The organism is Micromonospora sp. NPDC049801 (assembly GCF_040656575.1).
GTDB lineage: Bacteria > Actinomycetota > Actinomycetes > Mycobacteriales > Micromonosporaceae > Micromonospora.
The window spans coordinates 206,840-232,686 of the sequence record NZ_JBFAMS010000006.1 but is presented as its reverse complement, the minus strand read 5'-3'; the positions used below and the strand labels follow the sequence as shown (position 1 = coordinate 232,686).

Below are 25,847 nucleotides of genomic sequence, written 5' to 3'. Positions count from 1 at the left end.
GCGGAAAAAACGACGCCGACGGTCAGCGCCAGCGGTCCGGATCGTCGAGCAGTTCGTTCATCGATCCGGACCGGAACGCCTCCACGGTGAGCGGCAGGTCGGGGAATCCGGCCGCGCGGATGGCCGCGGCGACCCGCTGGTCGGCACGGGCCCGCTCCACGATGGGCGCGTCGACCTCGAGGCGGACGCCGTCGCCCAGGTCACGGACCCGCAGGTCGACCACCCCGTGCGGGGCCAGCAGGCGGCGGGCGGCCAGCTCGGCCAGCTCCACCCGGGCCAGCCGGGCCGGCGAGATGGGCACCCCGAACGCGATCCGGCTGGCCAGACAGGCGGCGGCCGGTTTGGCGGCCGTGTCGAGGCCCCAGAGCTCCGCTATCGCGCGTACCGCCGGCTTGTCGAGCCCGAGGTCCGCGAGCGGCGTGCGGGCCGCGCGCTCGGCCGCGGCGGCGATCCCCGGTCGGAAGCCGGCGGCCAGGTCCGAGGCGTTGGTGCCCGTCACCACTGTCGTGAAGCCGAGCCGGTCGGCCAGCTCACGCACGGTGTCGATGAGCGTGCTCTTGCAGAAGTAGCACCGGCGCGGGCCGTTCTCGCGGTAGCCCTCGACCTCCAGCTCGCGGGTGCCGAGCACGTGGTGCGCCACGCCGAGCCGGGCGCAGAAGTCGCGGGCGGCGGCGACCTCGGCGGCGGGGACAGCGGCCGAAACCGCCGTCACCGCGGCGACATCGGCCGGATCCAGAGCCCGCACCGCCGCCGCTACGGCGACGCTGGAGTCCACGCCACCGGAGAATGCGACGAGCGTTTTGCCGTATCGTGTGAATTCCGCGACGAGCTGATCCGCGGCCCCCCAGGCCCATCCATCAGGTCTCACAGCTCGACAGTACTGGAAGGAGCGTGAGGTGTCCGCACCGGAATTCATCGACCTAGGATTCGCACGGATGGACGTGGACCGTCTGTCGCGCACCGGCGACCCCGAAGTGGTGTACGGCGCGGGCAAAACTCCTGAACAGGTGACGGGAGCGATGCACGCGCTACGCGTCGCCCATCCGGACACTCCGATCCTCGCCACCCGGCTCACCGACGCCGCCATGGCCCGGTGCGCCGACGAGTTCGGCGCCGACGTGGTGGATCCGGTGTCCCGGACCGCGGTGGTGGGCCCCGAGCGCACGCCGGTGGGCACGGTCGCCATCGCCTGCGGCGGCACGAGCGACCTGCCGGTCGCCCGTGAGTGCGCGGCCACCGTGGCCGTCTTCGGGTCCCGGGCGGATCTCGTGGTGGACGTCGGGGTGGCCGGCCTGCACCGGTTGCTGGCCGAGCGGGACCGGATCGCCCGCGCCGACGTGGTGGTGGCCATCGCCGGGATGGAGGCCGCGCTGCCGTCGGTCCTCGGTGGACTGGTCGGCAGCCCGCTGATCGCGGTGCCCACCAGCGTCGGGTACGGCTGGCACCTGGACGGCCTGACGGCCTGGCTCGGCATGCTCAACTCGTGCGCCCCGGGCGTGCTCACCGTCAACGTGGACAACGGCTTCGGCGCGGGCGTCGCCGCCGCCAGGATCGCCCGCCGCACGCCGAGCTGCGCAGACGCGAATGGCTGAGCCGCGGACGATGACCGAGGACAGCGCGGCGGTCCCGTCGAGCACCGCCCTGTGGGTCGACCCCAGCAACGGCGCGGCCGGCGACATGCTGCTGGCGGCGTTGCTCGACGCGGGCGCGAGCCTGTCCGCCGTCGAGCAGGGCGTGGCGCGACTCGCGGTGGAGCCGGTGACGCTGAAGCTGGAGAGCGTACGCCGACACGGCCTGCGCGCCGCCCATCTCGTCGTCACGGCACCCGACAGCGGCACCCACCGCGACCTGGCCGCGGTGACCGCGATCATCGCGCGGGCGGCGCTCCCGTCGGCGGTGCACGACTTCGCGGTCGCCGCCTTCACCACCCTCGCGCGGGCCGAGGCGCGGGTGCACGGCGTACCCCTGGCGGACATCCACTTCCACGAGGTCGGCGCCCTCGACGCGGTGGTCGACCTGGTCGGATGTGCGCTCGCGCTCGCCGACCTGGGGCTGCTCGACGCGCCGATCCGGGTGGTCGGCCCGGTCGCGGTCGGCTCCGGCGTGGTCCGCACCGAGCACGGCCCGATGCCGGTACCCGTGCCCGCCGTTCTGGAGATCCTCTCCGGCGCGGGCGCACCGATCGCCGCCCATCCGGCCGCGATGGAGTTGTGCACGCCGTCGGGCGCCGCCCTGCTCGCCACCCTGGCCACCGGCTGGGGGCCGCCACCGGCGTTGGTGCCGCACGCGGTCGGGGTCGGCGCCGGCACCCGCGACCCGGCCGGCCACCCGAACATCCTGCGGGTGCTGGTGGGCGCCTCGGCGGCCCCGGACTCCGACGCCACACCCTGGCAGGGCGAACCGCTGCACCGGGTCGACACCACCATCGACGACCTGGACCCGCGAATCTGGCCGGATCTGCTGGAGCGGTTGCGGGCCGTGGGCGCGGCGGACGCCTGGTGCACGCCGGTGCTGATGCGCAAGGGCCGACCGGGGCAACTGCTCAGCGTGCTGGCCGCACCGGCGCAGCTCGACCTGGTCTGCCGGCTGGTCTTCACCTACACCGGCACGCTCGGCGTACGGGTGTCCACCGTGCAGCGCCGCCGGCTGCGCCGCGACCAGATCGCCATGCCGTACGGCGACACCGCCGTACGGGTCAAGCGCGGCTACCTGGGTGACCGTCTGGTCAGCGTGCAACCGGAGTACGACGACGCCCTGGCGGTCGCCCAGCGCGCCGACGTGCCGGTCGCCCGGGTGCTGGACGAGGTACGCGCGGTGGCCCGCGGCGTCGGCCCGTCACCGCAGGCCGAACCGCTCCCGGAGGCCGACTCGGTCCCGGAGGCCGACTCGGTCCCGGAGGCCGGTCCGCTCCCGGAGGCGACGACCGCGTGATCTGTCTGATGCCGCACTGCGGCTTCCTCTCCGCCACCTCGCGCATGTTGGAGATCTACCGCGCGCTGCGACAGCGCGGGGTGACCGCCCGCATCGCCACGCACGGCGGCACCTACGAGCACGTGCTCCGCGACGTCGGCGTCCCGTACGACATCGTCGGTGAACGGATGACGCCGCAGCGGTGCGAACGGTTCATCCGCGACGAGATCGGCATGGGCTACGTCGGTCAGAGCATGTACACCGACCGGGAGATGCGCGACTACGTCACCGCCGAGACCGAGTACTTCCGCCAGCACGACATCCGTACGGTGGTCACCGGCTTCACGCTGACCACCCTGCTGTCGACCCGGCTGGCCGGTGCCCGGCTGGTCACCGAGCACGCCGGCAGTTGGGTACCGCCGCTGTTCGAGCGCGGGATGCTGCCGGCGCCGAGTCAGGCGCACTTCGGCCTGCTGCCGTCGCCGCTGCTGCGGTGGTTGTCCAACTCCCTGCCGTCCCGGGTCGGCTTCTACTGCGGCGGGTTCAACCGGCTGGCGGCCGACCTGGGCGTACCGCGCGTACCCAGCCTCGCCGCGCTCGTCCTCGGCGACCTGGCGCTCATCCCGGAGGTGCCGGAGGTGCTGGGCGTGTCCGCCACGGAGGTGGCCGACTGGCGGCCGGACGGCCGGTCCGGCTATCGGGCGGGCACCCGGCTGCGCTGCGTCGGGCCGCTCTACGCCCGGCTCGACCTGCCGTTGCCCGAGCGGGTCGCCCGTTTCCTCGCCGAGCCGGGGCCGGTCGTCTACGTGGCGGTCAACTCGGCCGAGGTCGGCTTCGTGCGGCGCGTGGTGACGACCATCGCCACCCTCCCGGTGCGCGTACTGGTCGCCGGCACCCACCACGACCTGCACGACATGGCCGGCGACCGGGTCATGGTCGGCGGCGTGCTGCCGAGCCACCTGATCATGCCGGAGGTGGACCTGGCGATCACCGCGGGCGGACAGGGCAGCGTGCAGACGGCGATGGCCGGCGGCACGCCGGTGCTCGGTTTTCCGCTCCAACCGGAGCAGGACCTGAACCTCGCGCTGCTGGAACGGATCGGCGCGGCACGCCTGCTGGCGCCGAGACACGTGGGCGCGAGACTGGCCGCGCTCGCCGCGGAGATGCTGGCCGACCGGTCCTACCGCGAGGCGGCCGAGCGGGTCCAGCGCTGGTACGCGGCCACTGACGGACCCGCGAACGCGGCCGAGGCCATCCTCGCCCTGCACGATTCCGGGGAGGCCGACCCCATCGGCCCCGCCGGCGTCCTGGGTTGATCCGCTGGGTCGGCCCGCTACGCGGCCGGCGGGGCGCCCGTGCCCGCCGGTCGGACGACCGGTCCGGTCGCCCACTGCTCCTCGTGGTCGGCCTTGCGCAGGAGTTCGTCGGCGCTGTGCGCGACCCGGGACATCGCCAGGCGTAGCAGCGGGGGCGCCATCATCGACGTGACGATGGCGACGAGGGCGATGATCGTGAAGGTGGCGATGTCCAGGACGCCGAGCCGCAACCCCACCATGGCGACGACGATCTCGACGACGCCCCGGGCGTTCATGCCGGCGCCGACGGCCAGGGACTCCCAGTGGCCGAGCCGGCTGGATCGCGCACCGAGGTACGCGCCCGTGAACTTGCCGAGGATCGCCGCCGCGAGGACCACGAAGGCGGCGATCGCCACGTCGCGGTCGAGCAGCACGCCGAGGTCCATCCGTAGGCCGGCGGAGGCCAGGAAGATCGGTGCCAGCACGGTGAGCACGACGGTCCGCAGGGGGGCCAGCACCGCCCGCCGATCCCGGATCGCCTGGCCGACGAGAATGCCGGCGACGAACGCGCCGAACACCGCCTCCATGTGCAGCGACTGGGTGATCGCCGCGCCGACGAGGACGATGATCACGGCCGTGACGATGGTCGGCCCGCTCTCGGTGGACCGGCCGGCGAGCCGCAACGCTCCACTCACCAGCGGCCGGCCGACGACGATCGCGGCGACCACGAACGCCACCAGCAGCAGCAGGGACAGCGCGACCTGACCCGCGCGTACGCCGACGGTCGCCATGGCCGACACGACCGACAACAGGAACCAGCCCACGGCGTCGTCGACCATGCCGGAAGTCATGATCAACTGCCCGACGTCGCGGTGGATGAGCTTCATGTCCGCCAGCGTCTTGGCGATCACGGGGATCGCCGTCACGCACATGGCGACGGCGAGGAACAGCGCGAACACCGGGCGTTCCGTGGTGTCCGGCACGAGGACGGCCGGGGCCAGGTAACCGATCAGGATGCCGAAGCCGATCGGGATGAGCAGACCGCCCAGACTGATCCGGAGCGCCGAGGTGCCACGGCGGCGGACGATCCGGGTGTCCAACTCGATGCCGGCCACCCCCACCAGCAGCAGGACGCCGATCTGGGCGACCGCGTCCAGCAGGTGCATCTGCGCCGGGTCGGCGGGGAACAGCCAGTCGTGGACCGCCGGAGCGGCGTGGCCGAGCAGCGACGGCCCGAGCACCACGCCGGCCATCAGCTCGCCGACGATCTGGGGCAGGCCGAACCGCGCCGCCAACCGGCCCAGGCCGAGGCCGAGCAGGAGCAGGGACGCGATCTGGACGAGCAGGATCACGACCTGTCCGCCGGCCAGCGGCATGATGGGTGCGTTCATACCGGCCTCATCTCCCTGATCAGGGCCGCCAGTCGGTCGAGCCCCTGCTCGATCTGCGGTGGCTGCAGCAGGCTGACCGACAGACGGAGCTGGTGGCGTCCACCTCCGTCGGCGTAGAAGTGGTGCATCGGCGTCCACAACACACCGAAGTCGCGGGCGGAGCGCTCCAGCAGCGCGTCGTCCACCACGAACGGCACCGTCACCACGAGGAAGAAGCCCCCACCGGGGGTGTTCCAGGAAACGCCGGCACCCGGCCCGAAGCGCGCGGCCAGGCCGTCCAGCACGTGCCGCAGATTGCGCCGGTACGCGCCGGCCTCGCGCTCGTTGGCGCGGACGAGACTGCAGTCGTGCTCCAGCAACTTGCCGGCGATGATCGCCTGCGCCAGCGGTGAGGTGTTGACGGTCACCATGCTCTTGATCTTGGAAAGCTCGTCGGCCAGCAGGCCCGTTCCCCCGGGGCCGGCCACCGGCTGGTCAGCGACCACGTAACCCACCCGGGCGCCGGGCATCCCGGTCTTGGCGAACGAGCCGAGATAGACGACCCGACGGTCGTCGTCCATGGCCTTGAGCGTGGCCGGGCGGTCGCCACCGGCGTGGAACAGCCCGTACGGGTTGTCCTCGATGATCAGCAGATCGTGTTCGGCGGCCGCGCGCAGCACCGCCACCCGGGTCTCGGTGTCCAGGCTCGCCCCGGCCGGGTTGGCGAAGTCGGGCACGAGGTACAGCGCGCGGGGGCGCTGCCCCGCCGCCCGGGCGTCGCGCACCACCCGGGCGAGGTCGGCCAGGTCGATGCCGCGCGAGCCGTCCCGCACCGGCAGCGTGGTCATGTCCACGAGCGACGCGGCCCCGCGAATGCCCACGTAGTTCGGCGAGACGGCCAGCAGCACGTCGCGGGGGTCGGTCCGCAACGCCCGCAACACGAGGAACATGCCCTCCTGCGCGCCCACCGTCACCACGACCGACTCCGGGTCGACGTCCATCCCCTCGTCGACGGACAGGTTGCGGGCCACCAGGTCGTGCACGATGCCCTTGGTCCGCCCGTACTGCAACAGCGTGCGGTTGACCTGACGTTCGCTCAACCCGTGCTCGTCACGCAGATGGTCGCAGTAGCGGCGCAGGTAGCGATGCACCGCCTCGACCTCGAAGAACTCCTCGTAGGGCCGGCCGGCGGCGAACGACACCGCGTCCGGGAAGCGACCGGCGATCTCGTTGAGGAAGGTCATCGAGTCGAGCACCGGGTCGGCCAGCGAACCGTGCAGGTCGGCCAGGGCGATCGGCGCGCGGGCGCCGACCGTGGTCGTCCCCGACCGGCCGGTCACGGGGACCATCCCGCGAGGGCGTCACCCGACGCCCGGCCCCGCCCCGTCGACACCGGCCCGCCACCGGCCACGGTGGTGCCGTGGCCCAGCGCCCGCAGGTCGGCGCAGCCCATCATCGCCATCGCATCCTCCAACTCGGCCCGCAGCAACGAGAGCACCCGGCGGGCCCCGGCCCGGCCACCCACCGCCAACCCCCAGAGAGCGGGCCGACCCACCAGCACCGCGGACGCGCCGAGGGCCAGCGCCCGCGCCACGTCCACGCCGCTACGGACGCCGCTGTCCAGGAGCACCGCGCACCGGTCGGCCACGGCCGCGACCACCGGCTCCAGCGCCGCGATGCTGGGCACCGCGCCGTCGAGCTGGCGGCCGCCGTGGTTGGACACCACGACCGCGTCCGCTCCGAGGTCCGTCGCGCGCACCGCGTCGTCCGCGTGCAGGACGCCCTTCACGACGATCGGCAGCCGCGTCCGTCGCCGCAGCCAGTCCAGATCCCGCCAGGACAGCCTCGGGTCGAAAGCGAGACCGGTGTGCACCATCAGCGCCGAACTGTGCAGACCGCCGGAGTGCGCTGCCGCGCCGACCTCCGGCGGCAGGTTGGCGGCCACCACGTCGTCGGGCAGCGTGAACCCGGACCGCATGTCCCGCAGGCGGCGACCCATTCGGGGCACGTCGACCGTCAGCATGAGAGCCCGGCAGCCAGCGGCCTCGGCGCGGGCCACCAGATCGGCGACCAGCCCGCGGTCGCGCAGCCAGTAGAGCTGCATCCAGACCTCCGCCTGGGTGGCGGCGATCCGCTCGACCGGCTCGCTGCTGAGCATGCTGGCGACGAAGACCGCGCCCTCGTCCCGGGCCGCCTCGGCGAGCGCCACCTCGCCGTCCGGGTGCAGGAGCCGCTGGTAGGCCATCGGCGCCACCCCGACGGGCAGACCCATCGGCGTGCCCAGCAACTCCGTGCCGAGGTCGCAGGTGTCCGTACCCACCAGCACCCGAGGGACCAGGTGCACCCGGTCGAACGCGTCCCGGTTGTCGCGCAGCGTCGACTCGGTGCCGCTGCCCCCGGCCACGTAGTCCCAGACGGGCTCGGTCAGCACCCGCCGCGCCGCCAACGCCACGTCGTCGAGGCAGAGCAGGCCGGCGAGGTCGGTTCCCTGGGCCGCGATGGTGGTCACAGGACGTCGTGGGTCTTGGTCCGCTCCGCCTCGACCGCCTCGTACAGCGCCCGGATGTTCCCGCTGCCGAAGGTGCGCGCACCCAGCCGCTCGATGACCTCGAAGAAGAACGTCCGGCGCGGATGGGTGGACCTGGCGAAGATCTGGAACAGCTGGCCGTCGTGGTCCTCGTCGACGAGGATGTTGCGGGACCGCAGCTGGTTCACGTCGTACCGGGCGAGGTCGAGTCGCTGGCCGAGCAGGTCGTAGTAGGTCTCCGGCGTGCGCAGGAACTCCACGCCCCGATCGGTCAACGCCGAGATCGCCGACACGATGTCCGGTGAGCACAGCGCCACGTGCTGCACACCGGGGCCACCGTGCCCCTTGAGGAAGTCGTCGATCTGCCCGGCGGCGGCTGAGGCGTCCGGCTCGATGAGCGTGAGCGTGACCAACCGCGACGGGCTCTGCACCACCTTGGAGAACATCGCCTGGCTGCCGACGAGGATGTGCTCCTCGAACGTCATGTCGAAATCCAGCACCGTGCGGTAAAAGTCGACGGTCGGGTCGAGCGTGCCCGCCTCGAGGCAGACGGCGAGGTGGTCGACCACCCCCAGCCCCAGAGCCGGCCCCGCCTCCGGCAGGTGCCCGTCCGGAAGACCGGGCGTCAGGCCGGGCAGCACCGGGCCGGCCGACCCCTCGGGTGGCTGGACGAAGGTGTGCGTCACGTCGCCGAAGCCGCCGACCGTGGCCGTGACGAACCCGTCGCGGACGGTGGGTTCCACCACCGTCCGCGCGCCGCGGGACACCGCGACCTCGAACGCCGCCGCCGCGTCCGCGGTACGCATCGCCAGGTCGGCCACGCCGTCGCCGTGCTGCTGCACGTACAGGCTGGCCGGGTGCGCGTCGGTGAGCCCCTCGGTGACCACGAGAACCGTCGAACCCTGCCGCAGTGCCACCGACACGTGGTCCTCGTCGCGGCGCGAACCGACGACGGCGAAGCCGTACTGTGCGGCGAGCTCGCGTGCGGCCCAGACCGCGTCGGTCACATGGAATTCGACGTGGTGCACAGCCAGGTCGCTGAACACACTGCTGCCCACGCTCACTGATGTCCCCCCTACCGGGGCCGCACGGCCCCCTTGTGGTCAGAAGATGGGAGCCGCCGTCGGAGCGGACAGCTCACCGAGATACGGATGCCAGAGGTGTTCGGGGTCCTGCTCAACGGCCCGGATGACGTTCCGCATCTCGACGAGCGCCTTGGGCTCGGCCTCGTCGTACATGTTGCCCTGCAACATCTTCAGCACGTCGAGGCGATACCGCGGGTCCTGGACGAACGCGGTGAACAGGATGTTGAGCCGGTAGTAGGCCGAGATGAACTCGTACCAGTTGCGGACGCCGCGCCGCAGCAGCATCTCGTAGGTGGCGAACCGCTCGCGCTTGAAGTCGCCCGCCTCGGCGGCGGCGATGATGTCGTTACAGGCCAGCCGGGCGCTGTTGAGCGCGATGCTGACGCCGGTGGAGAAGATGGGATCCACGAAGCGGGCGGCGTCCCCGATCATGACGAAGTTGTCGCCGCAGATCTGCTTCATCGCGTAGCTGTAGTCGCCCTCGGCCTTGAACGGCCGCACCTGCTTCGAGCTGCGCAGGGCTGCCTCCAGCTCGGGCCGGCTGCCCACGCACTCCCAGAAGAACCCTTCGAGATCCTCCCGGGCCGCCTCGGCGAACCGGCTTTTCTGGGTGACGACGCCGATCGACGTGACCGTCTCGGTGATGGGGATCTGCCACACCCAGCTGTCGGTCAGCGGCAGGAAGTGGATGAAGATGAAGTCCGACTTCGCCTGCTCGGCCGAGAGCGCCTGTCGATCGAAGCCGTCGAACCAGGTGTGGATCGCGTACTGGTTGAAGACCGAGTCGGCCACCTTCACCTTGAGCTGGCTGCCCAACGTGGTGTTCCGGCCACTGGCGTCGATCACCATGCGCACCGGCACCTCGCGTTGCCCGTCCGCGGACCGGGTGTGCAGCACGGGGTGTTCGCCCTCGAAGTCGACGCGGTTGACCCGCACGCCGTGGTGGACCTCCGCGCCGAGACTCGCCGCGTTCTCCAGCAGGATCTGGTCGAACTTGCCCCGGTCGACGTGGAACGTGTAATCGCGGTCGACGCCGGCCTGATCCCGCTCGTTGAACATGACCTCGGCGAGCCGGAAGTCGTGGGTGAGGTTGGAGAAGCCCATGTGGCTCACCGGCCGCGACTCGGCCGACGTCCACGCCGCGCCGAACTTGCGCGGGAAGCCGGCCGCCTCGACGGCTGCCATCGCCCCGGTCTCCAACAGCACCGGCGTGGTGGCCGGGACCAACGACTCGCCCACGTGCTCGCGGGGGAAGTGGGCGCTCTCGAAGACCACGACGGACAGCCCCGCCTTGGCCAGGTAGGCGGCGGCCGTGGACCCGGCGGGTCCGCCTCCGATGATGCCGATGTCCCACTCTGCTGGCTTGGTGTTCATGGCGCCTCCTCGGCAGGCCTGTCAGGCGCGGGGCAACGACAGGATCAGATCGGTGATGGTGTCGAGACTCCGGAAGTGCCGTCCCGTGATGTGCGAAGGCGGCACGTCGACGTCGAGCTCCGCCCGGACGAACGCGATGAGCCGAGCTGTGTTCAGTGAGTTCAGAACGCCCCACTCCAGCAGTGGCGAGTCGGGGCGCAGGTCAACCCCGGTGACCGCCTCGTCCTGGTCGCCAATCAGCTCGTGGCGCACGTACACCATCAGTTGGCCGAGTATCTCGTCGCGTTGGTCTGTCGGCACAAACCCCTCCCAGGTCGCCGGACGTGGTCTCCCCCGTGGGGCGTCACCCGGGAGGCCGGGAAACCCACCGGCGCTTCCCCCTCTGATGACATCCCTGTTCGATGAATTCTAGAAGCCCACGCGGGTTCGTCAAGGGGGATGCCGCGCAGGGATCGACGTCGGCCACTGGCGCGACGACGGTGAAGCCCGCCCACCGAGGGCGGACCGATCAGGCCAGGACGCCCGTGAGGTAGGTCTGGATGGCCTTGCCCGTGCCCGCGGCCAGAGCGGCGGCGGTGAGCTCGGCGATCGCCGGGACGCGGAAGACGTACCGGGTGGTGGCGAGACCGATCAGGTGCGAGCCGACCATGGCGGCGCGCAGCTCCGGCTGGGAGTGACCCAGGGCCCGGGCCAGCGGGAGGATCACCTGGTCGCCGAGGAAGTTACGGACGGCGTCCGCCGCCATGTCGTTGGCCGTCATCGACCGGAGGATGCCGCCGAGTCGCGCCGCCGTGTCGGGCTCGTCCCAGTGACTGAAGAACAGCTCGACAGCACGTCGGCCGACCTGGCCACGAGGGCCCTTCATCGCCCGCTCCACCAGATCCGGCGGCTGCAGGGCACCACGCACCGCCGCCTCGAACAGGCCTTCCTTGGTGAGGAAGAAGTGGTGCACCAGCGCGCTGTCGACGCCCGCCTCCTGGGCGATGGTGCGGACCGTGGTGCCCTCGTAGCCCCGCTCCGCGAACTGGCCACGAGCGATCTCGAGGATGAGCTGATGGCTCACCGTCGGCCCGACACGTCGCCCCGTCCGCCGTCGTGGAGCACCGTTCGGGGACACCTCCGCGCCCACAAGTTCACCTTTCCCAGTTCATCGCATGCCCTATTCATCGTATGGGGGCAAACGCCATAGTATCGCCTTCCTACGTGCGGAAATACGGAGGTTCTGCGGACAGGCAACGACAACAGTACGTAACGATGCCTTGACATGGTGCCCCGCACGCGCCGTAGCATGGCGCAGTGCTACGAACACGGGCCGTCGTCGGAAGTCTTGTCTTCTTTTGCGCCGCGCCGGGTGTGGTCGCCGGCTTCGGTCCATGGTGGATTTCCGACTGGGAGGTGGAAACACCGTTCGCCTACTACCAGCCGGTTCGAGTCCTCGGCGCGCTGATGCTGGTCGCCGCGGTGGCGTTTCTCCTACAGTCGTTCGTGCGCTTCGTCGTGGAGGGGCTGGGCACTCCGGCCCCGGTGGCGCCGACCGAACACCTGGTGATCGGCGGCCCCTACCGGTACGTCCGCAACCCGATGTACGTCGCGGTGGTGACGGCCATCCTCGGCCAGGCACTGATCTTCGGCCAGGCCTCGCTCCTGTGGTACGGGTTGGCCATCGCCCTCATCCAGGCCGCGTTCGTGCGGTTCTACGAGGAACCCGGTCTGCGCCGACGATACGGCGCCGCGTACGACACGTACCGCGCCGCGGTCCCGGCGTGGATTCCCCGCCTACGGCCGTGGCAGCAGGGGGCCAGCTCACCGCAGGCGTGATCCGATAGCCCGCCTCACCAGCCGTGCGGCCGATCTGACGAGCCGCTGACCCGCGAAGGGACTGCCATGTCGCCTACCCCCGAGGGCTGGCTGCCCTCCGCCCACGACGGAGGGCAGCCAGCCCGCTAGGCGACCCGCTGCCGGGTGGGCAGTTCCGCCTGCGTCACCGATGCCTGGCAACTGGCCGTCAACACCGGCAGCCGCCCGGAGACCTCGGCGATCAACTCCCCCCGCAACAGGTCCTCGCCGGCGGGTTCCCCCCAGATGACGAGCCGGCAGTTCACCTGCTCCGCGCGCACCGATGCCGAGGCCGTCCAGATAATGGGCATACGGTGTCGTGCCGCTCCCAGCAATTCCACCGTGACGAACTCGGGAGCCGTCTTGTCGGTGCCGTCGCACTGTTGGAAGCCGACGTGCGCCGTAATCTCACCAGTGCCCAGGTAACTTAATTGAAACATTACGCGGAACTCGTGCCCGCCTACGTCCGCCGGCAATAGTCCCGCTGTCAATAAAAGCCCTTCTGGCTCGTAGAAGAGTACCTGGACATCCGTAACCGCCAGTGCTGATGACTTCATATCCCTGGTGGCCCCATCCCCCATTAGCGTACCGCCAGTTCATCGATGGATGTTATCCTGCCGACGGCCGCGCTGTCCCCCCCTAAATGGGTGGGCGATCACGCGGCACCGGTCGGGTTGCAGACCGTTACGGCCCGAATAGGTCTCATCGGGCATCAGGCGCCGGGCAGAGATGTCGCACACGAATGCGAGCACGGCAATCGCCCGCCACCGGCCAACCCGGTTGACGTGCGCCAATGCCGATGTAGCCCGCCACGACCCTGCGGTCCGCGCCGTGACGTCCCGGACCGGGCACGTCGAGCCGGCGCCCGCCGCCTCCGCGACGCAACCAGCTCCCACCATCGCGCCTGCCGACATTGCGACACGAGCTACCGGTGGTCAGCCACCTCACCATCGATGGATTCGATCGCGCCAAGCCCCCCTGGCGCGATCGAGGCCCCGACCGCAGGGCCGGGGCCTCGATTCCCGTGGACCGCTCAGGTCGGGGCGCCCGCCGCGAGGACCTCCTCCTCGTCCTCCTCGACCGCGTGGCCGTGACCCTGGGTGCGCAGGTGCGGAATGAACAGCGCGATGACCGCGCCCGCGGCAAGCGCACAGGCGGCCACCAGGTGGGCCTCCTCCAGGCCGTTGACGAACGTGGTCACGGACTCGTAGCCGCCGTTCGCGCCGAGGATCGCGCCACCCACCGACACGCCCATCACGGTGCCGGTCTGGCGGATCGCGTTGGACACACCGGACGCCACGCCCTCCAGCTCGGCGGGCGCGAACCCGAAGGCCAGGCGGCCGATCGGCGCGAGGAAGATGCCCAGGCCGAGCCCGGTGATGACGAACGGCACCACCAGCTTCGAGTACGTCAGGTCGCCGACGACCGAGCCGATCCAGCCCACGCCGATGGCCTGCATCGTCAGGCCCAGGATCACCAGCGGCTTACCGCCGATCTTGTCGGTCAGGATGCCCGAGATCGGTGCCGCGATCATCGGCATGGCCGTCCACGGCAGCGTGCGAACGCCAGCCTCCAGTGGCGAGTAGCCGAGGACGCTCTGCAGGTACTGGGTGCCGAGGAAGACGGCGCCGAAGACGCCGAACGGCATGATGATGGTCGCCACCATGGTGAGACTGAAGCCACGGCTGCGGAACAACGACAGCGGCACCATCGGCGTGCGTGCCCGCGACTGCCAGAAGATGAACACGAGCACGAGGAGACCGCCGACGATGAACCCCGCCAGGATGGAGGGGCTGTCCCAGCCGGCGCTGTTGCCCCGCACGAGGCTGGACACGATGCCGAGCATGCCGGCGGTGACCAGGACGACGCCCACCGGGTCCAGGCGACCGTAGCCGCCACGGCTCTCGCGAACCCGCGTCATCACCGGCAGCAGCAGCAGACCGATGGGCACGTTGACCCAGAAGATCCACTGCCAGGACCAGGCTTCGGTCACCGCGCCGCCGATGACCGGCCCGAGGGCGATACCGAGACCCACCATCGCGCCCCACAACCCGAACGCGTGGCCGCGCTGACGTGCCGGCACCACACTGGCCAACAGCGTGAGGGTCAGCGGGAGAACGACCGCCGCGCCCAGGCCCTGCACCGCGCGTGCGGCGATCAGGAACTCGATGTTGTCGGCGAGGCCCGCCAGCCCGGACGCAATGGTGAAGACCAGCAGCGCGATGGTGAAGACCTTGCGCCGGCCGAAGCGGTCACCGAGCGCCGCGCCGGTCAACAGAAAGACGGCGAAGGTGAGCGTGTACGCGTTGACGATCCATTCAAGATCTTCAAGGCTCGCGCCGAGCTCGGTACGGATGACCGGTAGCGTCGTCGTGACGACGAGGGTGTCGATTGCGACCATGAACACCGCGACCAGGGCCGCGACCCATGTCCATGCGGCGCTGTGGGTCGCTGGTTGGTTCTTGTCCACTCTGTTTCCCTACTCGAGATGGATTGACTGGGAAGGATCGCTGGGACGCTGCCCGTTGCGCTCCTCTCGTCGGTAATGGGGGCGAGAGACCCGGACATATGTCCCGCGCCAATACCCCAGCGGGAATCGGTCCGGCGCCGTCGCCCCACCGACGAGACGGCCGAGCACGATGGCGTGATCACCAGCGGTGATCACGTCATGCAGCGCGCACTCGGTGAAGGCGACGGTCGGTTCCAGCCGTGGCATGCCGGCCACGTCGCCGGGACGCCAGGCCACATTGGCGAACTTGTCGCTGCTGTAGCTGGCGAACAGTTCGGAGACCTCGTGGCCGTCGGCGTCGAGGAAGTTGACGGCGAATCCGCCGGTCTCCCGGATGGCGTCCAGGGTCGAACTCACCTGCCGCACGCAGAACAGCAGCAGTGGCGGGTCCTTGGAGACGCTGCAGACCGACGACGAGGTCAGGCCGTGCGGCCGACCGGACGCGTCGATCGCGGTCACCACGCTGACGCCGCTGGCCAGCGAGCCCATGATCGCCAGGAACGCACTCGGTTCCACGTTGACTAGTTCGGTGCCAGTAATGGTCCACCTCCTTCGATCGCCGCCAGCAGCGCGGCTCGATCGGTCTTTCCGTTCGGGGTGAGCGGTAGGCTCGTGGCCGCCTGGACGGAGTCGACGATCATGTAGGTCGGCAGCTGTCCGGCGCACCAGCGCTTGATCTCCAGCAGGCCGGGCCGGCGGTCGCCCGCCGGCACCACGACCGCGTGCAGCCGCGCGGCGAGCCCGGCGCCGGCGACGACCACCGCGGCCGCCGCGACGTCCGGATGCGCGGCGAGGACGGCCTCGATCTCGCCGGGCTCCACCCGGTTGCCGCGCACCTTGGCCATGTCGTCGCGGCGGCCCAGGTATTCCAGCGTGCCGTCGGACGACATCCGCCCGAGATCACCCGTTCGGTACGGTCCACGCTGCGGCTCCCGCCCCCAGTAGCCGAGCATCACCGTGGGCCCGTCCGCCACGATCTCGCCCTCCGGGCAGTCGCCGCCACCAGCGGCACCTGCGCCGTCGAGGCTCGGCGGGACCAGGGTCAACACCGCGCCGCTGGCCGGTCGGCCGATCGGCAGCGGGCGGTCGCGCCCCTCGTCGGCGTCGGTCACCTCGTACGACGCGCAGACGTTGGTCTCGGTGGGCCCGTACCAGTTGAGCAGCCGCACGCCCGGCCAGGCGGCACGGAGTTCGTGCACGTACCGGATCGGCATCACCTCACCGGCGAAGACGCAGGCCCGCAGGGCCGGCGGCGGCGGGCCGTCCAGCAACCCGCCGTCCCGGATCATCAGGGTCAGCGCGGACGGCACGGAATACCAGATGGTGACGCCCTCGTCGCGCACGAACCGCGCCAACTGCACCGGCGCGTAGGCCAGCTCGGCCGGGACCAGGTGCACCGACGCGCCCGCGCGGAACGCCGCGTAGAGGTCGAAGACCGACAGGTCGAAGTTGAACGGGGCGTGGTTGGCCAGCCGGTCCCGTGGCGACACGGCGAGCAGGTCACCGGCCCACTCGACGAACGCCGCCGCGTTGCGGTGGCTCAGGCTGACGCCCTTCGGGGCGCCCGTCGACCCGGAGGTGTAGAGGATGTACGCGGGCTCGTCCGGGGCCGGTCGGTGCACCGGCGGCAGGTCACTCTCGGCCCCCAACCGCTGCAACTCGTCCAGCGACACCAGCGGTGGCCCGTCCGGAACACCGCCTTCGCGGGCGACCCGGTCGGCGGCCGGACCGTCCGCCACGACGACGGTCGCCGCGCAGTCGGCCGCGATGCGCCACACCCGGGCGGGCGGGTTCGCCGCGGACACCGGGACGTACGGCGCCCCCAACGACAGCGCCGCCTGCATGACGGCCACCGCGTCAGCCCGTTTGTCGGACCACAGCACCACCCGGTCGCCCGGGGACACCCCCGCGCGCGCCAGCCCCGCCGCCAGGCGCCGCGCGGCCGTCGCCAGCTCCGCGTACGTGAGCTGGCCGTCGTCCGCGATCACCGCCGGCGCGTCCGGTGTACGCCGGGCCCACTCGGCCACGTAGCCGTGGATTCCCGCGCCACCCGGCGTGTCGGACTGGTCCACGTCCCGCACGGTCGACACCTCCCTGGTCAAGCCGCGGCCCTCACAGACCCAGTTCGCGGGCGATGAGCAGACGTTGGACGTCCGACGTGCCGGAGAAGATCGTGCTGGGGACGGCGTCGCGCAGCATGGTCTCGATCCCGGTGTCGCGCAGGTATCCGAGTCCACCGAACAGGCGCACCGCGTCGAGCGCCCCGGCGACCGCCGCCTCCGAGACGGCCAGCTTCGACAACGCCACGTTGAGTTCCGAGCCGCCGCCGTTGTCCATCTCCCAGCAGCAGCGATAGAGCAGCAGCCGCGCCGACTCCGTCCGCAGCTTCATCTCGACGATCCGGTTCGCGACCGCCTGGAAGTCGCTGATGCGCCGGCCGAACTGGCGGCGCGAGGTCACGTGCTCGACGCAGCGCTCCACCAGGCGGTCCAGCAGGCCGACGTATCCGGCGAACAGGCAGGCCCGCTCCCAGCGCATCGAGTGCTGGAAAATCGCGGCGCCCTGGCCCGGCTCGCCGAGCACCCGCTGCGCCGGCACGAGGCAGTCCTGAAAGGACACCCGGCCGGCCGGCGCCGACACGAGGCCCATCTTGTCGAACGGCTCGCTGACCGTCAGGCCGGGAGTGTCCCGGTCCAGCACGAACGCGGTGACACCGAGATGGGCGGCCGCCGGATCGGTGGTCGCGTAGGTCACCAGCACGTCGGCCACCGGTCCGTTGGTCACGAACGTCTTCTCGCCGTTGAGCAGGTAGCCGTCCGCCGTCTCCGTCGCGGTGACGGCGAGCCGCGAGACGTCGGAGCCCGCGCCCGCCTCGGTCATCGCGTTGCCGGCCACCACCTCGCCCGAGCAGATCCGCGGTAGGAGGCCCTTCTTCACCTCCGGTGTGCCGAACCCGGCGATCGGCACCGCGCACGCGAACTGGTGCGCGCTGGCCGCGAACACCAGACCGGTGTCCGCGCACCCCCGACCGAACGCCTCGACACGCAACGCGGTGTCCAGGGCGCCCAGCCCGCCGCCGCCGTACTCGGCGGGAATGCAGAGGCCGAGCAACCCCAACCGACCGAGACGCCGCCAGGCCTCGCGGTCGTGCAGCCGGCTGGCGTCGGCGGTGGGCGGGAAAGCCCGCTCGGCGCTCGCGCGCACCTCGTCGTAAGCGTCCCGCTGTTCAGGCGTCCAGGCGAAGTCCACGGTGCCCCCTCGGCCGCGCGGTGAACCGGCGCGACGGAATGACCGGCTTGCAGGAGCAACCCGGACCGGACTGACATATCCTCAAAGGTCTAGACTCAGGCATTTGATCGGGCCGTGCGCTCGGGCGTACGGGAACTCGTAAGAGGTTGCCTTGACGACGCAGCAGGGATTCGACGGTGGCAGCGGCATCCGGCAGGCGATCCTCGACGTCACCCGGCGGGAGATCTCCGAGTGCGGCCTGACCGGGGTGAGCATCCGCAGCGTCGCCCGGCGCGTAGGTGTCGACCCGCGGCTCGTGCGGCACTACTACGGCTCCAAGGAGCAGCTCCTGCGGCACGCGGTGCAGGTCGACGGCAACCCCGTTGAGCTGGCCGAACAGCTGCTGGCCGGCAGCCGTCGCCGGCTGGGTCGGGCCACCGCGACGGCCCTGCTCACCCACTGGGACAGCCCTCGTACGACGATCTCCTACCGGGCCCGGCTGTCCGCCTCGCTGACCAGTGAGGAGATCGCCGAGCTGATGCGCGACGAGTTCGTACGGGCGTTCTTCGGCACGTTGGCCGAGGGCGTCAGCCCCGACCGACACGAGCTGCGGGCGGCGCTCGCCGCGTCCCAGGTGATCGGCCTGGCCCTGTGCCGCTACCTGATCGACGGCACCGAGCTGTCCCGGCACGACCGCGACGATCTGGCCCGGATGATGGGTCGCACAATCCAGCACTACCTCACCGCCGACCTGGCTGAGTGACGCCGGGCGCGTCGGCGGCCGAGCCGTCCGCGCGTTCGACGTCGTGGGCCGCCGCCCGCCCGTCGTCGACCGACGCCCGCCCCCGGGTCGGCGACGGCGCGTCATCCCGCCGGCCGGTCACGTTGTCCTTGGTGAGCAGCCGCTTGAAGTCCGCGGGCGCCACCGTCATGACCCAGGCCACCATGAGGAGCCGACGGGGCATCGTGAAGTGGTAGTACCGCGCGTTCGGGTCGCCGAACCGGTACAGCGGCGGCACGAACCGCGCCCGGCGCAGCTCGCGGAAGATCATGTCCGCCGCCTCGGACTGCCGCAGCCCACCGGCCCGGACCCGGGCGAACACCTCGAAGAACCAGTCCAACATCTGGCGCAGACCGTCCGGGGTGCGGAACCACAGCCCGCCGTCGGCGAACCGCTCGACCGGATCCCACGTCCCGGCGGCCAGGGCATCGTTGGTGGCCCGCTTCAACGACAGGTGGCCCAGGATCTGCCAGAGCAGCCAGACCCGGCTGTACGCGTTCCACAACGCGAAGCTGCCGGCGGCCGTGCGGGCAGCGGCCAGGATCTGGTCGTTGAACTCGATCAGGGCGTCCTGGAAGGCCGCCGCCTCGGCCAGCACGACGCCCGTCGCCGGCTCGTCGCGCAGCGCTCGCGGCAGCGCGGCCCCGAGCGCGTGGACCATCTCCGCCGTCATCGTCACGTCCCGGGACAGGAACTCGTCGGTACGGCAGGCCGACCGCTCCATGGCGAACCACCGTGGCCCGTGGGTCACCGCCGACCGGCGCTGCCAGTGGGGCGAGGTGGTCCAGCCGCCCTCTGCCGTGGCGGACGCGAACTGCTCCGCCAGGCTCGGGAAGGGCGCGACCAGTGCCCGGAACGCGGCGTCCGGATCCGCCGGCAGGTCGTCGAACCGGTCGTGGTCCAGCCCCACCGTCACGCTGCACAGGTCGCTGGCCGCGTCGTCGTGGTTGCGGAAGTCCACCACCTGGATCCAGCCGCCGTCGAAGAGGTGGTGCACGGTCCCCCGCGACCAGGTCGTCGCCCGGTGGTAGTCGGCGAGCCGGCTGCACTCCTCGAACGGCCGGACGCCGCGCAGGTGGGCGTGCATCATCTTCGACCGCAGCAACAGCGGTCTCGGATCACCCTCGGCGGTCGCCGCCCGCAGGGGCGACTCCTGGTCGCGGGCGTCCACCACGAACCGCGCGGTCACCGTCTGTCCGGAGCCGAAGGTCAGGTGTACGGCCTCCGGCGCCAGCCGGACCTCGGTGGTGGACGCCCGTTCCGGCAGCACCGACGCGCCGTACCGCACGGCCAGTTCCCGGGCGTACCCGTCGACGACCGGCCGGTAGAGGTGCCACTCGCTGTGCTCGCCCGGCACGTGGAACTGCACGGCGTGCGCCGGGTCGTGCCGGCGGCCCGCCGTGTGGTGCAGGAAGGCGAGGCTCTTCTTGATCCCGCTGGTCCGGCGCACCGCGTCCGGCAGGTCCTCGAAGTGCGCGAAGGAGGCGATCTCCGGCACGTCGAACCGCTCGGCCAGCAGGTGCAGCACAGCGGTCGTGTACGGCACGGTGCTGTCGCCGGACGGCAGCACCGTGTCGTCGGGCGAGCCGACGAGCAGGACCCGCAGGTCCTGCTTGGCCAGTACCGTGGCGAGCAGGCCGGTCGCCAGATGGCTGCCCAGGATCACGACGTCGTACGACACCGGGGCGTCGGGTTCGATGGTGGTCATCCGGTCTCCTAGAAGATCTTCCGGCCCATGAGCTGCTCCTTGCCGGCCTCGCGCAGGAAGCCGAGCATCAGCCGCCGCACGTCCGGCGGCGCCTTGGTCGCCGCCCAGAGCATCGTCCGGCCGATCTTGAGCGGGGTCGGGTTGATGAACCGCAGGTGGCGGTCCTTCCAGCCCCAGTGGTCCGGCACGAAGGGCGCCCGGTTGAGGTGGTCGTAGAGGGCATCCGCCGCCTCGTCGCCGGTGATCTTGCCGGCCTCGAAGTCACCGCACTGCTTGACCATGTCCTCGAACAGCTCGCCGTAGCCCTCGTGGTCGGACCAGTGCAGACCCGGGTTCTTCACCTCTTCCAGCTCGTTCAGATGCCGCTCGTCGCCGGTGGAGCGCCACCGGCGGTACGCCTCGTGGGCCCGGAACGTGCCGGCGTTCGAGCCCCACGCCCAGATCCGGAACACGGCCGTCCACAGCGAGTAGTGCTCGAACGAGGCGTACGCGGCGTTGACCAGCTTGTCGTTGCCGTCGAACAGCGCCTGCTGGCGGGTGTTCACCCCCTCGAACCGGTCGGCCGAGAAGTCGTCGTCACCCACCGCCCGCAGGATCCGCCAGGCCAGCACGTTGACCGCCTCGCAGGTGTTGGACAGACCACGGGAGAACAGCGGGTCGATGAACGCCGCGGCGTGGGCCAGCAGCACCCAGCGGTCGCCGACGGTGGTCTTGGACGAGTACTGCACCCGGTCCGTGCCCACCCACTCCCGCATCGGCCGGGCGCCCTCGAACTGCGCCGCCATGCCCGGGAACCGCTGCATGTGCTTCCAGAAGTCCTCCTCCGGCGACATGCCGGGAGTCTTCGGGTACATCCGCGGGTCCATCGTGAGGCCCACGCTGCACAGCGGGTTCTTCGAGTCCTTGTGGTTGTTGAACGCGATCACCCACGACCAGCCGCGCGGGAACAGGTGGTGGACGGTGCCCTCGTAGAACGGCACCGGCGGCTTGTCCGCGCCGGTGCGCTGGAACACCTCGTCGGTGGTCTTGAGGTCGATCATGTGGTTCCACACGGCCCGCGAGTGGTGCTTGTACCGGCAGGGGTCCTCGCGCAGCCCGAACTTCTCGGCCAGCGGCGAGCGGTAGCCGCTGGCGTCCACCACGTACCGGCTGCGGAACTGCTCGCCCCGGGTCGAACTGACCGTGACGCCGGAGTCGTCGAAGTCGACGTCGGCGATCGTGAAGTTCACCCGCGCCGTGCAGCCGTACTTGATCGCCGCGTGGAACAGGTACGCGTCGGTGTCCTGCCGGTACATGTGCGGCGTCTCGTGCAGCAGGCTCGGAAAGTTGAACATCGTGACCTGCTTCGGGTCCTGCGGCTTGCCCTCCTGGTGGTTGAGGAAGGCGAAGTGGTCCTTCTTGCCGTGCCAGGGCGAGATGATCTTCTGGCAGGCGGTCAGCGTCGCCAGGGTCATCAACTCCGGCACCTTGTACCGCTCGGACATGGTGCGCAGCGACACCAGCATGTTGGGGATGGTCGACTCACCGATGGCGAACTTCGGGTGCGCCTTGGCATCGACCAGCAGCACCTTCGCGCCGTTGCGGGCCAGGATCGCGCCGAGCATCGAGCCGGCGAAACCCGCGCCGAGAATGGCGACGTCATATGTGGCCTTCTCGGCCTCGATCAATTCACTCACCGTGCACTCCAATTCCTCGGGTTACTTCGGCTCGGGGACGCGCAGCCGGGAGCCGAGCACCGGCCAGCCAGCGAGTTTCTGTTTGATCTCCTCGACCGGCTCGAACTCGCCCCGGGCGAAGCGCTTGCGCATGAAGAGGGTCAGACCCTCGTAGGTGAGCTCACCGATCGCCGGCGGCGCGTCCCGCTTCGCCCAGCGCAGGGTGCCGAGCACCTTGGCCGCGGACGCGCCGGTGATCCGAATCGCCGGGTCGGCCAGGCCGAACGCCGGCGGCACGAAGCGCGCGCTGGCCAGCTGGTCGCGGATCTGCTTGGCGACGTCCTTCGGCTCCGCCTCCCCCGCGTCGACGGCGCGCATCATCCGGCTGACGCCGGCCAGGAACTCGAGCACCTCGGCGTGGTCCGGGTCGTCGACCTTGGACCGGTCGAACTCGCGCAGCTCCACCCGCCACCACGGCCGTTCCATCCGCCGCAGCACGGCGGGGTCGCGGGTCTTGGAGTAGAGCGCGTAGCCCCGGTTGATCTCGAAGGTGGAGAGGATCTGGGTCAGCGCCCACACCCGGAACCAGGCATCCCACAGGTCCCAGTCCCGGAACGCGATGTACGCGTTGTTGACCAGATCGTCGTTGAAGTCGAGCTGACCCTGCTCGAGCTCCTGCACGTACTCGAACCGCTCGACGGCGAAGTCGTCGTCCTTGAGCGCGTCCAGCAGCCGCTGGGTCAGCGCGTTGATGATCTCCATGGTGTTCGACAGGCCACGCGAGAACAGCGCGTCGACGAAGCCCGCCGCGTGCGACATCAGGCACCAGCGATAGCCCACCGTCTTCTTCGGCGAGTACTGCAGGCGGCCCGTGCGCACCCACTCGCGCACCGGGGTGGCGTTGGTGAACTGCTGCGCGATGCCCGGGTACCGGTCGAGGAACTGGCGGAACTCCTCCTCCGGCGAGCAGTCCGGCACCGGGTACCGGCGCGGGTCGAACTGCACGCCGACGCTGCACAGGTCATTGGTGGACCGGGGGTGGTTGTCGAACGGGATCACCCACATCCAGCCGCCCTCGAAGATGTGGTGCAGCGTTCCCTCGTGCCAGCGGGTCGGGTTGCCGTACGTCTCGCGCGGCGCGAAGTCGTCGTACGGCCGCACACCGACCATGTGCGTGAACAGCGAGCGGGAGTGGTGTTCGAGCCGGGTCGGCTCCTCCCGCAGGTCGAACTGCTCGGCCAGCGCCGAACGGAAGCCGCTGGCGTCCACCAGGTAGCGGGCCCGCACGGGCGCGCCGGGGCCGACGTCGAGCGTCACGCCGTCCTCGTCGACCTGCACACCCGCTATGCGCGTCTGCTGCCGGATCACGGCGCCGTACTTCGCCGCGACCGTGAGCATGAAGTTGTCGATGTCCTGCCGGAAGAAGTGGTTCTCGGTGTTCAGGATCTTCGGGATCTGGAACATGTTCGCTTCTTCGGGCCGCTGCTGCTCGCCCGGGCGCTGGTAGACGAAGCCGAAGTTCCTCTTCACCCCGCCGGTGGTGTTGATGTGCGCGTACACCGACTCGAAGGTGCTCAGGTACTTGATCTCCGGCACGCCGTACCGCTCGCTGATCAGCCGCATCGCCATCGACGTGTACGGGATCGTCGACTCGCCGACGGCGAAGCGGGGGTGCGTGCCGGCGTCGATCACCAGCGTGTACGCGCCGTTGGCGGCCAGGCACGCCGCCAGGGTGGAGCCCGCCAGCCCGGAGCCGATCACCACCACGTCGAACATCCCGTTGTGCGCGGCCGCACCTTCCATCATGGACTCCTTATCCATTGGATTCACTTCGGCGTCGGGACGCGGAGTCGCTTGCCGACCACCGGCCAGCGGGCGATGAGGTGCTTGAGTTCCTCGCCAACGGCGAACTCGCCGGGCGAGAAGCGCTTCTTCATGAAGAGCGTCAGGCCCTCGTACGTGAGGTCGCCGACGGCCTTCGGCGCCTTCTTGCGGGCCCAGCGCAGGGTCTTGCCGATCTCGAAGAAGTTGGCGTCGGTCCACTGGTTGTCCGGGTCGGCCAGGCCCCACGCGGGCGGCACGAAGTCCGCCTCACGCAGCAGCCGCAGCAGCTCGGCGGCCGTCTCCCCGGAGTCCGCCCGCCCCTCCTGCACGGCCCGGGTCATGTCGTTGACCTGCTGCAACAGGACCATGACCGCGCCGTACGGCGCGTCCTGCGGGATGACCCGTCCCCGCCACCACGGCCGCTCCAGCGGTGCCAGCACCGCCGGGTCGCGGGTGTCCAGGAAGCGGGCGTACGCCCGGTTCACCTCGAAGGTGGCGATGAACTGTCCGAGTGACCAGATGCGGAACCAGGCGTCCCACAGCCGCCAGTCGCCGAACGACGTGTACGCGTTGGCGACCAGGTCGTCGTTGAAGTCGAGCAGACCCTGCTCGAACTCCTGCATGTACTCGAACCGCTCGACCGAGAAGTCGTCGTCCTCGATCGCGGAGAGCAGCCGGTGCACCAGCGCGTGCATCGTCTCCAGCGAGTTCGACAGCCCCCGGGAGAACAGCGGGTCCAGGAAGCCGGCCGCGTGCGAGGTGAGGCACCAGCGGTAGCCGACCGTCTGCCGCGACGAGTACTGCAGCCGGCCGGTGCGGGTCCAGTCCCGCACCGAGCGGGCTTCGGCGAACTGCGGCTCGATGTCCGGGTACTGCGCGATGAACCGGCGGAACTCCTCCTCCGGGGAGCAGTCCGGCACCGGGTGGATCCGCGGGTCGAGCTGGAGGCCGACGCTGCACAGGTCGTTGGTGCCCCGCAGGTGGTTGTCGAACGGGATCACCCACATCCAGCCGCCACGGAACAGGTGGTGCAGCGTGCCGTCGTGCCAGGGGCTGGGATGCCCGTACCGGGACTTGGGGGCCAGCTCGTCGTACGGCCGGATGCCGACCATGTGGGTGAAGAGCGACCGCGACTGGTGTCGGAACCGGGTCGGCTCCTCGCGCAGGCCGAACTGCTCGGCCAGCACCGAGCGGAAGCCGCTGGCGTCGACCACGAACTTGGCCCGGAAGTGACCGCCGGTGTGCTTCAGCGTCGCACCGTCGTCGTCGATCTCCACGCCGGTGATCCGCACCTGCTGGCGCACGGTGGTGCCGTACTTGGCGGCGACCGTGAGCATCCAGTTGTCGATGTCCTGGCGGTAGAAGTGGCTCTCGGTGTGGGTGACCTTGGGAATCGGGAACATGTGGGTCTCGCGCGGGTCCTGGCGCTCGCCCGGCCGGTGGTAGACGAACCCGAAGTTGCGCTTGACCCCGGACGTCGTGTTGATCTTGGACTGGACGCCCTCGAAGGTGGACAGCCACTTGATCTCGGGAACCCCGTACCGCTCGCTGACCAGCCGCATCATCATCGACGTCGCCGGAATGGTCGACTCGCCGATGGCGAACCGCGGATGGGTCGTGCCGTCGACGATCAGCACTTTCGCGCCGTTGCGGGCCAGGCAGGCGGCCAGCATGGTGCCGGACAGGCCGGACCCGATGATCGCGACGTCGTACTCCGGCGTGCTGCGCGGATGATCAGTCATGTC

General features: G+C 70.6%; 21 protein-coding genes and 1 pseudogene. 5 read left to right on the top strand and 17 right to left on the bottom strand.

Features of this window, described 5'->3' with window-relative positions; all coding sequences use genetic code 11:
- Positions 1-22: 22 nt before the first annotated feature.
- On the bottom strand, positions 23-916 hold the full coding sequence (gene larE, locus AB0I89_RS13775; RefSeq protein WP_357125278.1) for an ATP-dependent sacrificial sulfur transferase LarE: 894 nt from the start codon (positions 914-916) through the stop codon (positions 23-25).
- Positions 917-935: 19 nt separating this feature from the next.
- Between larE and larB the strand changes: the two genes are divergently transcribed.
- From larB to AB0I89_RS13760, 3 genes are read left to right on the top strand one after another with little or no spacing between them, the layout of a single operon-like run.
- Complete coding sequence (gene larB, locus AB0I89_RS13770) at positions 936-1,592, top strand: nickel pincer cofactor biosynthesis protein LarB (RefSeq protein ID WP_357125274.1); 657 nt, start codon at positions 936-938, stop codon at positions 1,590-1,592.
- Complete coding sequence (gene larC, locus AB0I89_RS13765) at positions 1,585-2,931, top strand: nickel pincer cofactor biosynthesis protein LarC (protein ID WP_357125271.1); 1,347 nt, start codon at positions 1,585-1,587, stop codon at positions 2,929-2,931. The genes larB and larC overlap by 8 nt, the downstream gene beginning before the upstream one ends.
- Positions 2,928-4,226 carry a nucleotide disphospho-sugar-binding domain-containing protein gene (locus tag AB0I89_RS13760; protein WP_357125266.1) on the top strand — a complete coding sequence of 433 codons (1,299 nt, stop codon included), beginning with the start codon at positions 2,928-2,930 and terminating at the stop codon, positions 4,224-4,226. Before larC ends, AB0I89_RS13760 begins: the two co-directional genes overlap by 4 nt.
- Before the next feature lie 17 nt (positions 4,227-4,243).
- On the opposite strand, the gene AB0I89_RS13755 is transcribed toward AB0I89_RS13760, so the two are convergent.
- The 7 genes and pseudogenes from AB0I89_RS13755 to AB0I89_RS13725 all read right to left on the bottom strand — a co-directional run bounded on the left by AB0I89_RS13755 (position 4,244) and on the right by AB0I89_RS13725 (position 11,624).
- Positions 4,244-5,596, bottom strand: a complete 1,353-nt coding sequence (locus AB0I89_RS13755) for a cation:proton antiporter (protein ID WP_357125263.1) — start codon at positions 5,594-5,596, stop codon at positions 4,244-4,246.
- Positions 5,593-6,819, bottom strand: coding sequence for a PLP-dependent aminotransferase family protein (locus AB0I89_RS13750; protein ID WP_357125708.1), 1,227 nt, complete (start codon positions 6,817-6,819; stop codon positions 5,593-5,595). The genes AB0I89_RS13755 and AB0I89_RS13750 overlap by 4 nt, the downstream gene beginning before the upstream one ends.
- A 185-nt stretch (positions 6,820-7,004) precedes the next feature.
- Positions 7,005-8,045: pseudogene (locus AB0I89_RS13745) on the bottom strand (alpha-hydroxy acid oxidase); the annotation flags it as partial.
- Between the two features lie 35 nt (positions 8,046-8,080).
- Positions 8,081-9,160 (bottom strand): 4-hydroxyphenylpyruvate dioxygenase, encoded by a 1,080-nt coding sequence (gene hppD, locus AB0I89_RS13740; protein ID WP_357125260.1) that lies wholly within the window; start codon positions 9,158-9,160, stop codon positions 8,081-8,083.
- 45 nt (positions 9,161-9,205) lie between these two features.
- The gene (locus AB0I89_RS13735) at positions 9,206-10,561 is read right to left on the bottom strand and encodes an NAD(P)/FAD-dependent oxidoreductase (protein ID WP_357125257.1); all 1,356 of its coding nucleotides are present in this window, start codon (positions 10,559-10,561) and stop codon (positions 9,206-9,208) included.
- Between the two features lie 21 nt (positions 10,562-10,582).
- Positions 10,583-10,861 carry a phosphopantetheine-binding protein gene (locus tag AB0I89_RS13730; RefSeq protein ID WP_355047938.1) on the bottom strand — a complete coding sequence of 93 codons (279 nt, stop codon included), beginning with the start codon at positions 10,859-10,861 and terminating at the stop codon, positions 10,583-10,585.
- 208 nt (positions 10,862-11,069) lie between these two features.
- Positions 11,070-11,624 carry a TetR family transcriptional regulator gene (locus AB0I89_RS13725; protein WP_357125254.1) on the bottom strand — a complete coding sequence of 185 codons (555 nt, stop codon included), beginning with the start codon at positions 11,622-11,624 and terminating at the stop codon, positions 11,070-11,072.
- Positions 11,625-11,956: 332 nt separating this feature from the next.
- On the opposite strand from AB0I89_RS13725, the gene AB0I89_RS13720 reads away from it, so the two are divergent.
- On the top strand, positions 11,957-12,379 hold the full coding sequence (locus tag AB0I89_RS13720) for an isoprenylcysteine carboxylmethyltransferase family protein (RefSeq protein ID WP_357125250.1): 423 nt from the start codon (positions 11,957-11,959) through the stop codon (positions 12,377-12,379).
- A gap of 125 nt (positions 12,380-12,504) precedes the next feature.
- Here the strand turns inward: AB0I89_RS13720 and AB0I89_RS13715 are convergent, their stop codons facing one another.
- The 5 genes from AB0I89_RS13715 to AB0I89_RS13695 all read right to left on the bottom strand — a co-directional run bounded on the left by AB0I89_RS13715 (position 12,505) and on the right by AB0I89_RS13695 (position 18,155).
- Positions 12,505-12,708, bottom strand: coding sequence for a hypothetical protein (locus tag AB0I89_RS13715; RefSeq protein WP_357125247.1), 204 nt, complete (start codon positions 12,706-12,708; stop codon positions 12,505-12,507).
- 722 nt (positions 12,709-13,430) lie between these two features.
- Positions 13,431-14,867 (bottom strand): MFS transporter, encoded by a 1,437-nt coding sequence (locus AB0I89_RS13710; protein WP_357125244.1) that lies wholly within the window; start codon positions 14,865-14,867, stop codon positions 13,431-13,433.
- 9 nt (positions 14,868-14,876) lie between these two features.
- Positions 14,877-15,422, bottom strand: coding sequence for a flavin reductase family protein (locus tag AB0I89_RS13705; protein ID WP_357125241.1), 546 nt, complete (start codon positions 15,420-15,422; stop codon positions 14,877-14,879).
- A gap of 5 nt (positions 15,423-15,427) precedes the next feature.
- Positions 15,428-16,987 carry an amino acid adenylation domain-containing protein gene (locus tag AB0I89_RS13700; RefSeq protein WP_357125238.1) on the bottom strand — a complete coding sequence of 520 codons (1,560 nt, stop codon included), beginning with the start codon at positions 16,985-16,987 and terminating at the stop codon, positions 15,428-15,430.
- 31 nt (positions 16,988-17,018) lie between these two features.
- Positions 17,019-18,155 (bottom strand): acyl-CoA dehydrogenase family protein, encoded by a 1,137-nt coding sequence (locus AB0I89_RS13695; protein ID WP_357125234.1) that lies wholly within the window; start codon positions 18,153-18,155, stop codon positions 17,019-17,021.
- A 151-nt stretch (positions 18,156-18,306) separates the two neighbouring features.
- Between AB0I89_RS13695 and AB0I89_RS13690 the strand changes: the two genes are divergently transcribed.
- On the top strand, positions 18,307-18,897 hold the full coding sequence (locus AB0I89_RS13690) for a TetR family transcriptional regulator (protein ID WP_357125231.1): 591 nt from the start codon (positions 18,307-18,309) through the stop codon (positions 18,895-18,897).
- Here the strand turns inward: AB0I89_RS13690 and AB0I89_RS13685 are convergent.
- The 4 genes from AB0I89_RS13685 to AB0I89_RS13670 are packed head-to-tail and all read right to left on the bottom strand — an operon-like array spanning position 18,875 to position 25,844.
- Positions 18,875-20,623 (bottom strand): hypothetical protein, encoded by a 1,749-nt coding sequence (locus tag AB0I89_RS13685; RefSeq protein ID WP_357125228.1) that lies wholly within the window; start codon positions 20,621-20,623, stop codon positions 18,875-18,877. The genes AB0I89_RS13690 and AB0I89_RS13685 overlap by 23 nt on opposite strands.
- Positions 20,624-20,631: 8 nt before the next feature.
- Positions 20,632-22,299, bottom strand: a complete 1,668-nt coding sequence (locus AB0I89_RS13680) for an NAD(P)/FAD-dependent oxidoreductase (protein WP_355047928.1) — start codon at positions 22,297-22,299, stop codon at positions 20,632-20,634.
- Positions 22,300-22,320: 21 nt separating this feature from the next.
- Positions 22,321-24,081 carry a tryptophan 7-halogenase gene (locus AB0I89_RS13675; protein ID WP_357125224.1) on the bottom strand — a complete coding sequence of 587 codons (1,761 nt, stop codon included), beginning with the start codon at positions 24,079-24,081 and terminating at the stop codon, positions 22,321-22,323.
- A gap of 23 nt (positions 24,082-24,104) precedes the next feature.
- Complete coding sequence (locus tag AB0I89_RS13670) at positions 24,105-25,844, bottom strand: NAD(P)/FAD-dependent oxidoreductase (protein ID WP_357125221.1); 1,740 nt, start codon at positions 25,842-25,844, stop codon at positions 24,105-24,107.
- Positions 25,845-25,847 lie beyond the last annotated feature (3 nt).

Coding starts and splice junctions, on each gene's coding strand:
- larE (WP_357125278.1), bottom strand. CDS start 916: ATGAATTCCGGTGCGGACACCTCACGCTCCTTCCAGTACTGTCGAGCT.
- larB (WP_357125274.1), top strand. CDS start 936: ATGGACGTGGACCGTCTGTCGCGCACCGGCGACCCCGAAGTGGTGTAC.
- larC (WP_357125271.1), top strand. CDS start 1,585: ATGGCTGAGCCGCGGACGATGACCGAGGACAGCGCGGCGGTCCCGTCG.
- AB0I89_RS13755 (WP_357125263.1), bottom strand. CDS start 5,596: ATGAACGCACCCATCATGCCGCTGGCCGGCGGACAGGTCGTGATCCTG.
- AB0I89_RS13750 (WP_357125708.1), bottom strand. CDS start 6,819: ATGACCTTCCTCAACGAGATCGCCGGTCGCTTCCCGGACGCGGTGTCG.
- AB0I89_RS13735 (WP_357125257.1), bottom strand. CDS start 10,561: ATGAACACCAAGCCAGCAGAGTGGGACATCGGCATCATCGGAGGCGGA.
- AB0I89_RS13715 (WP_357125247.1), bottom strand. CDS start 12,708: ATGCCCATTATCTGGACGGCCTCGGCATCGGTGCGCGCGGAGCAGGTG.
- AB0I89_RS13685 (WP_357125228.1), bottom strand. CDS start 20,623: ATGACCACCATCGAACCCGACGCCCCGGTGTCGTACGACGTCGTGATC.
- AB0I89_RS13675 (WP_357125224.1), bottom strand. CDS start 24,081: ATGGAAGGTGCGGCCGCGCACAACGGGATGTTCGACGTGGTGGTGATC.
- AB0I89_RS13670 (WP_357125221.1), bottom strand. CDS start 25,844: ATGACTGATCATCCGCGCAGCACGCCGGAGTACGACGTCGCGATCATC.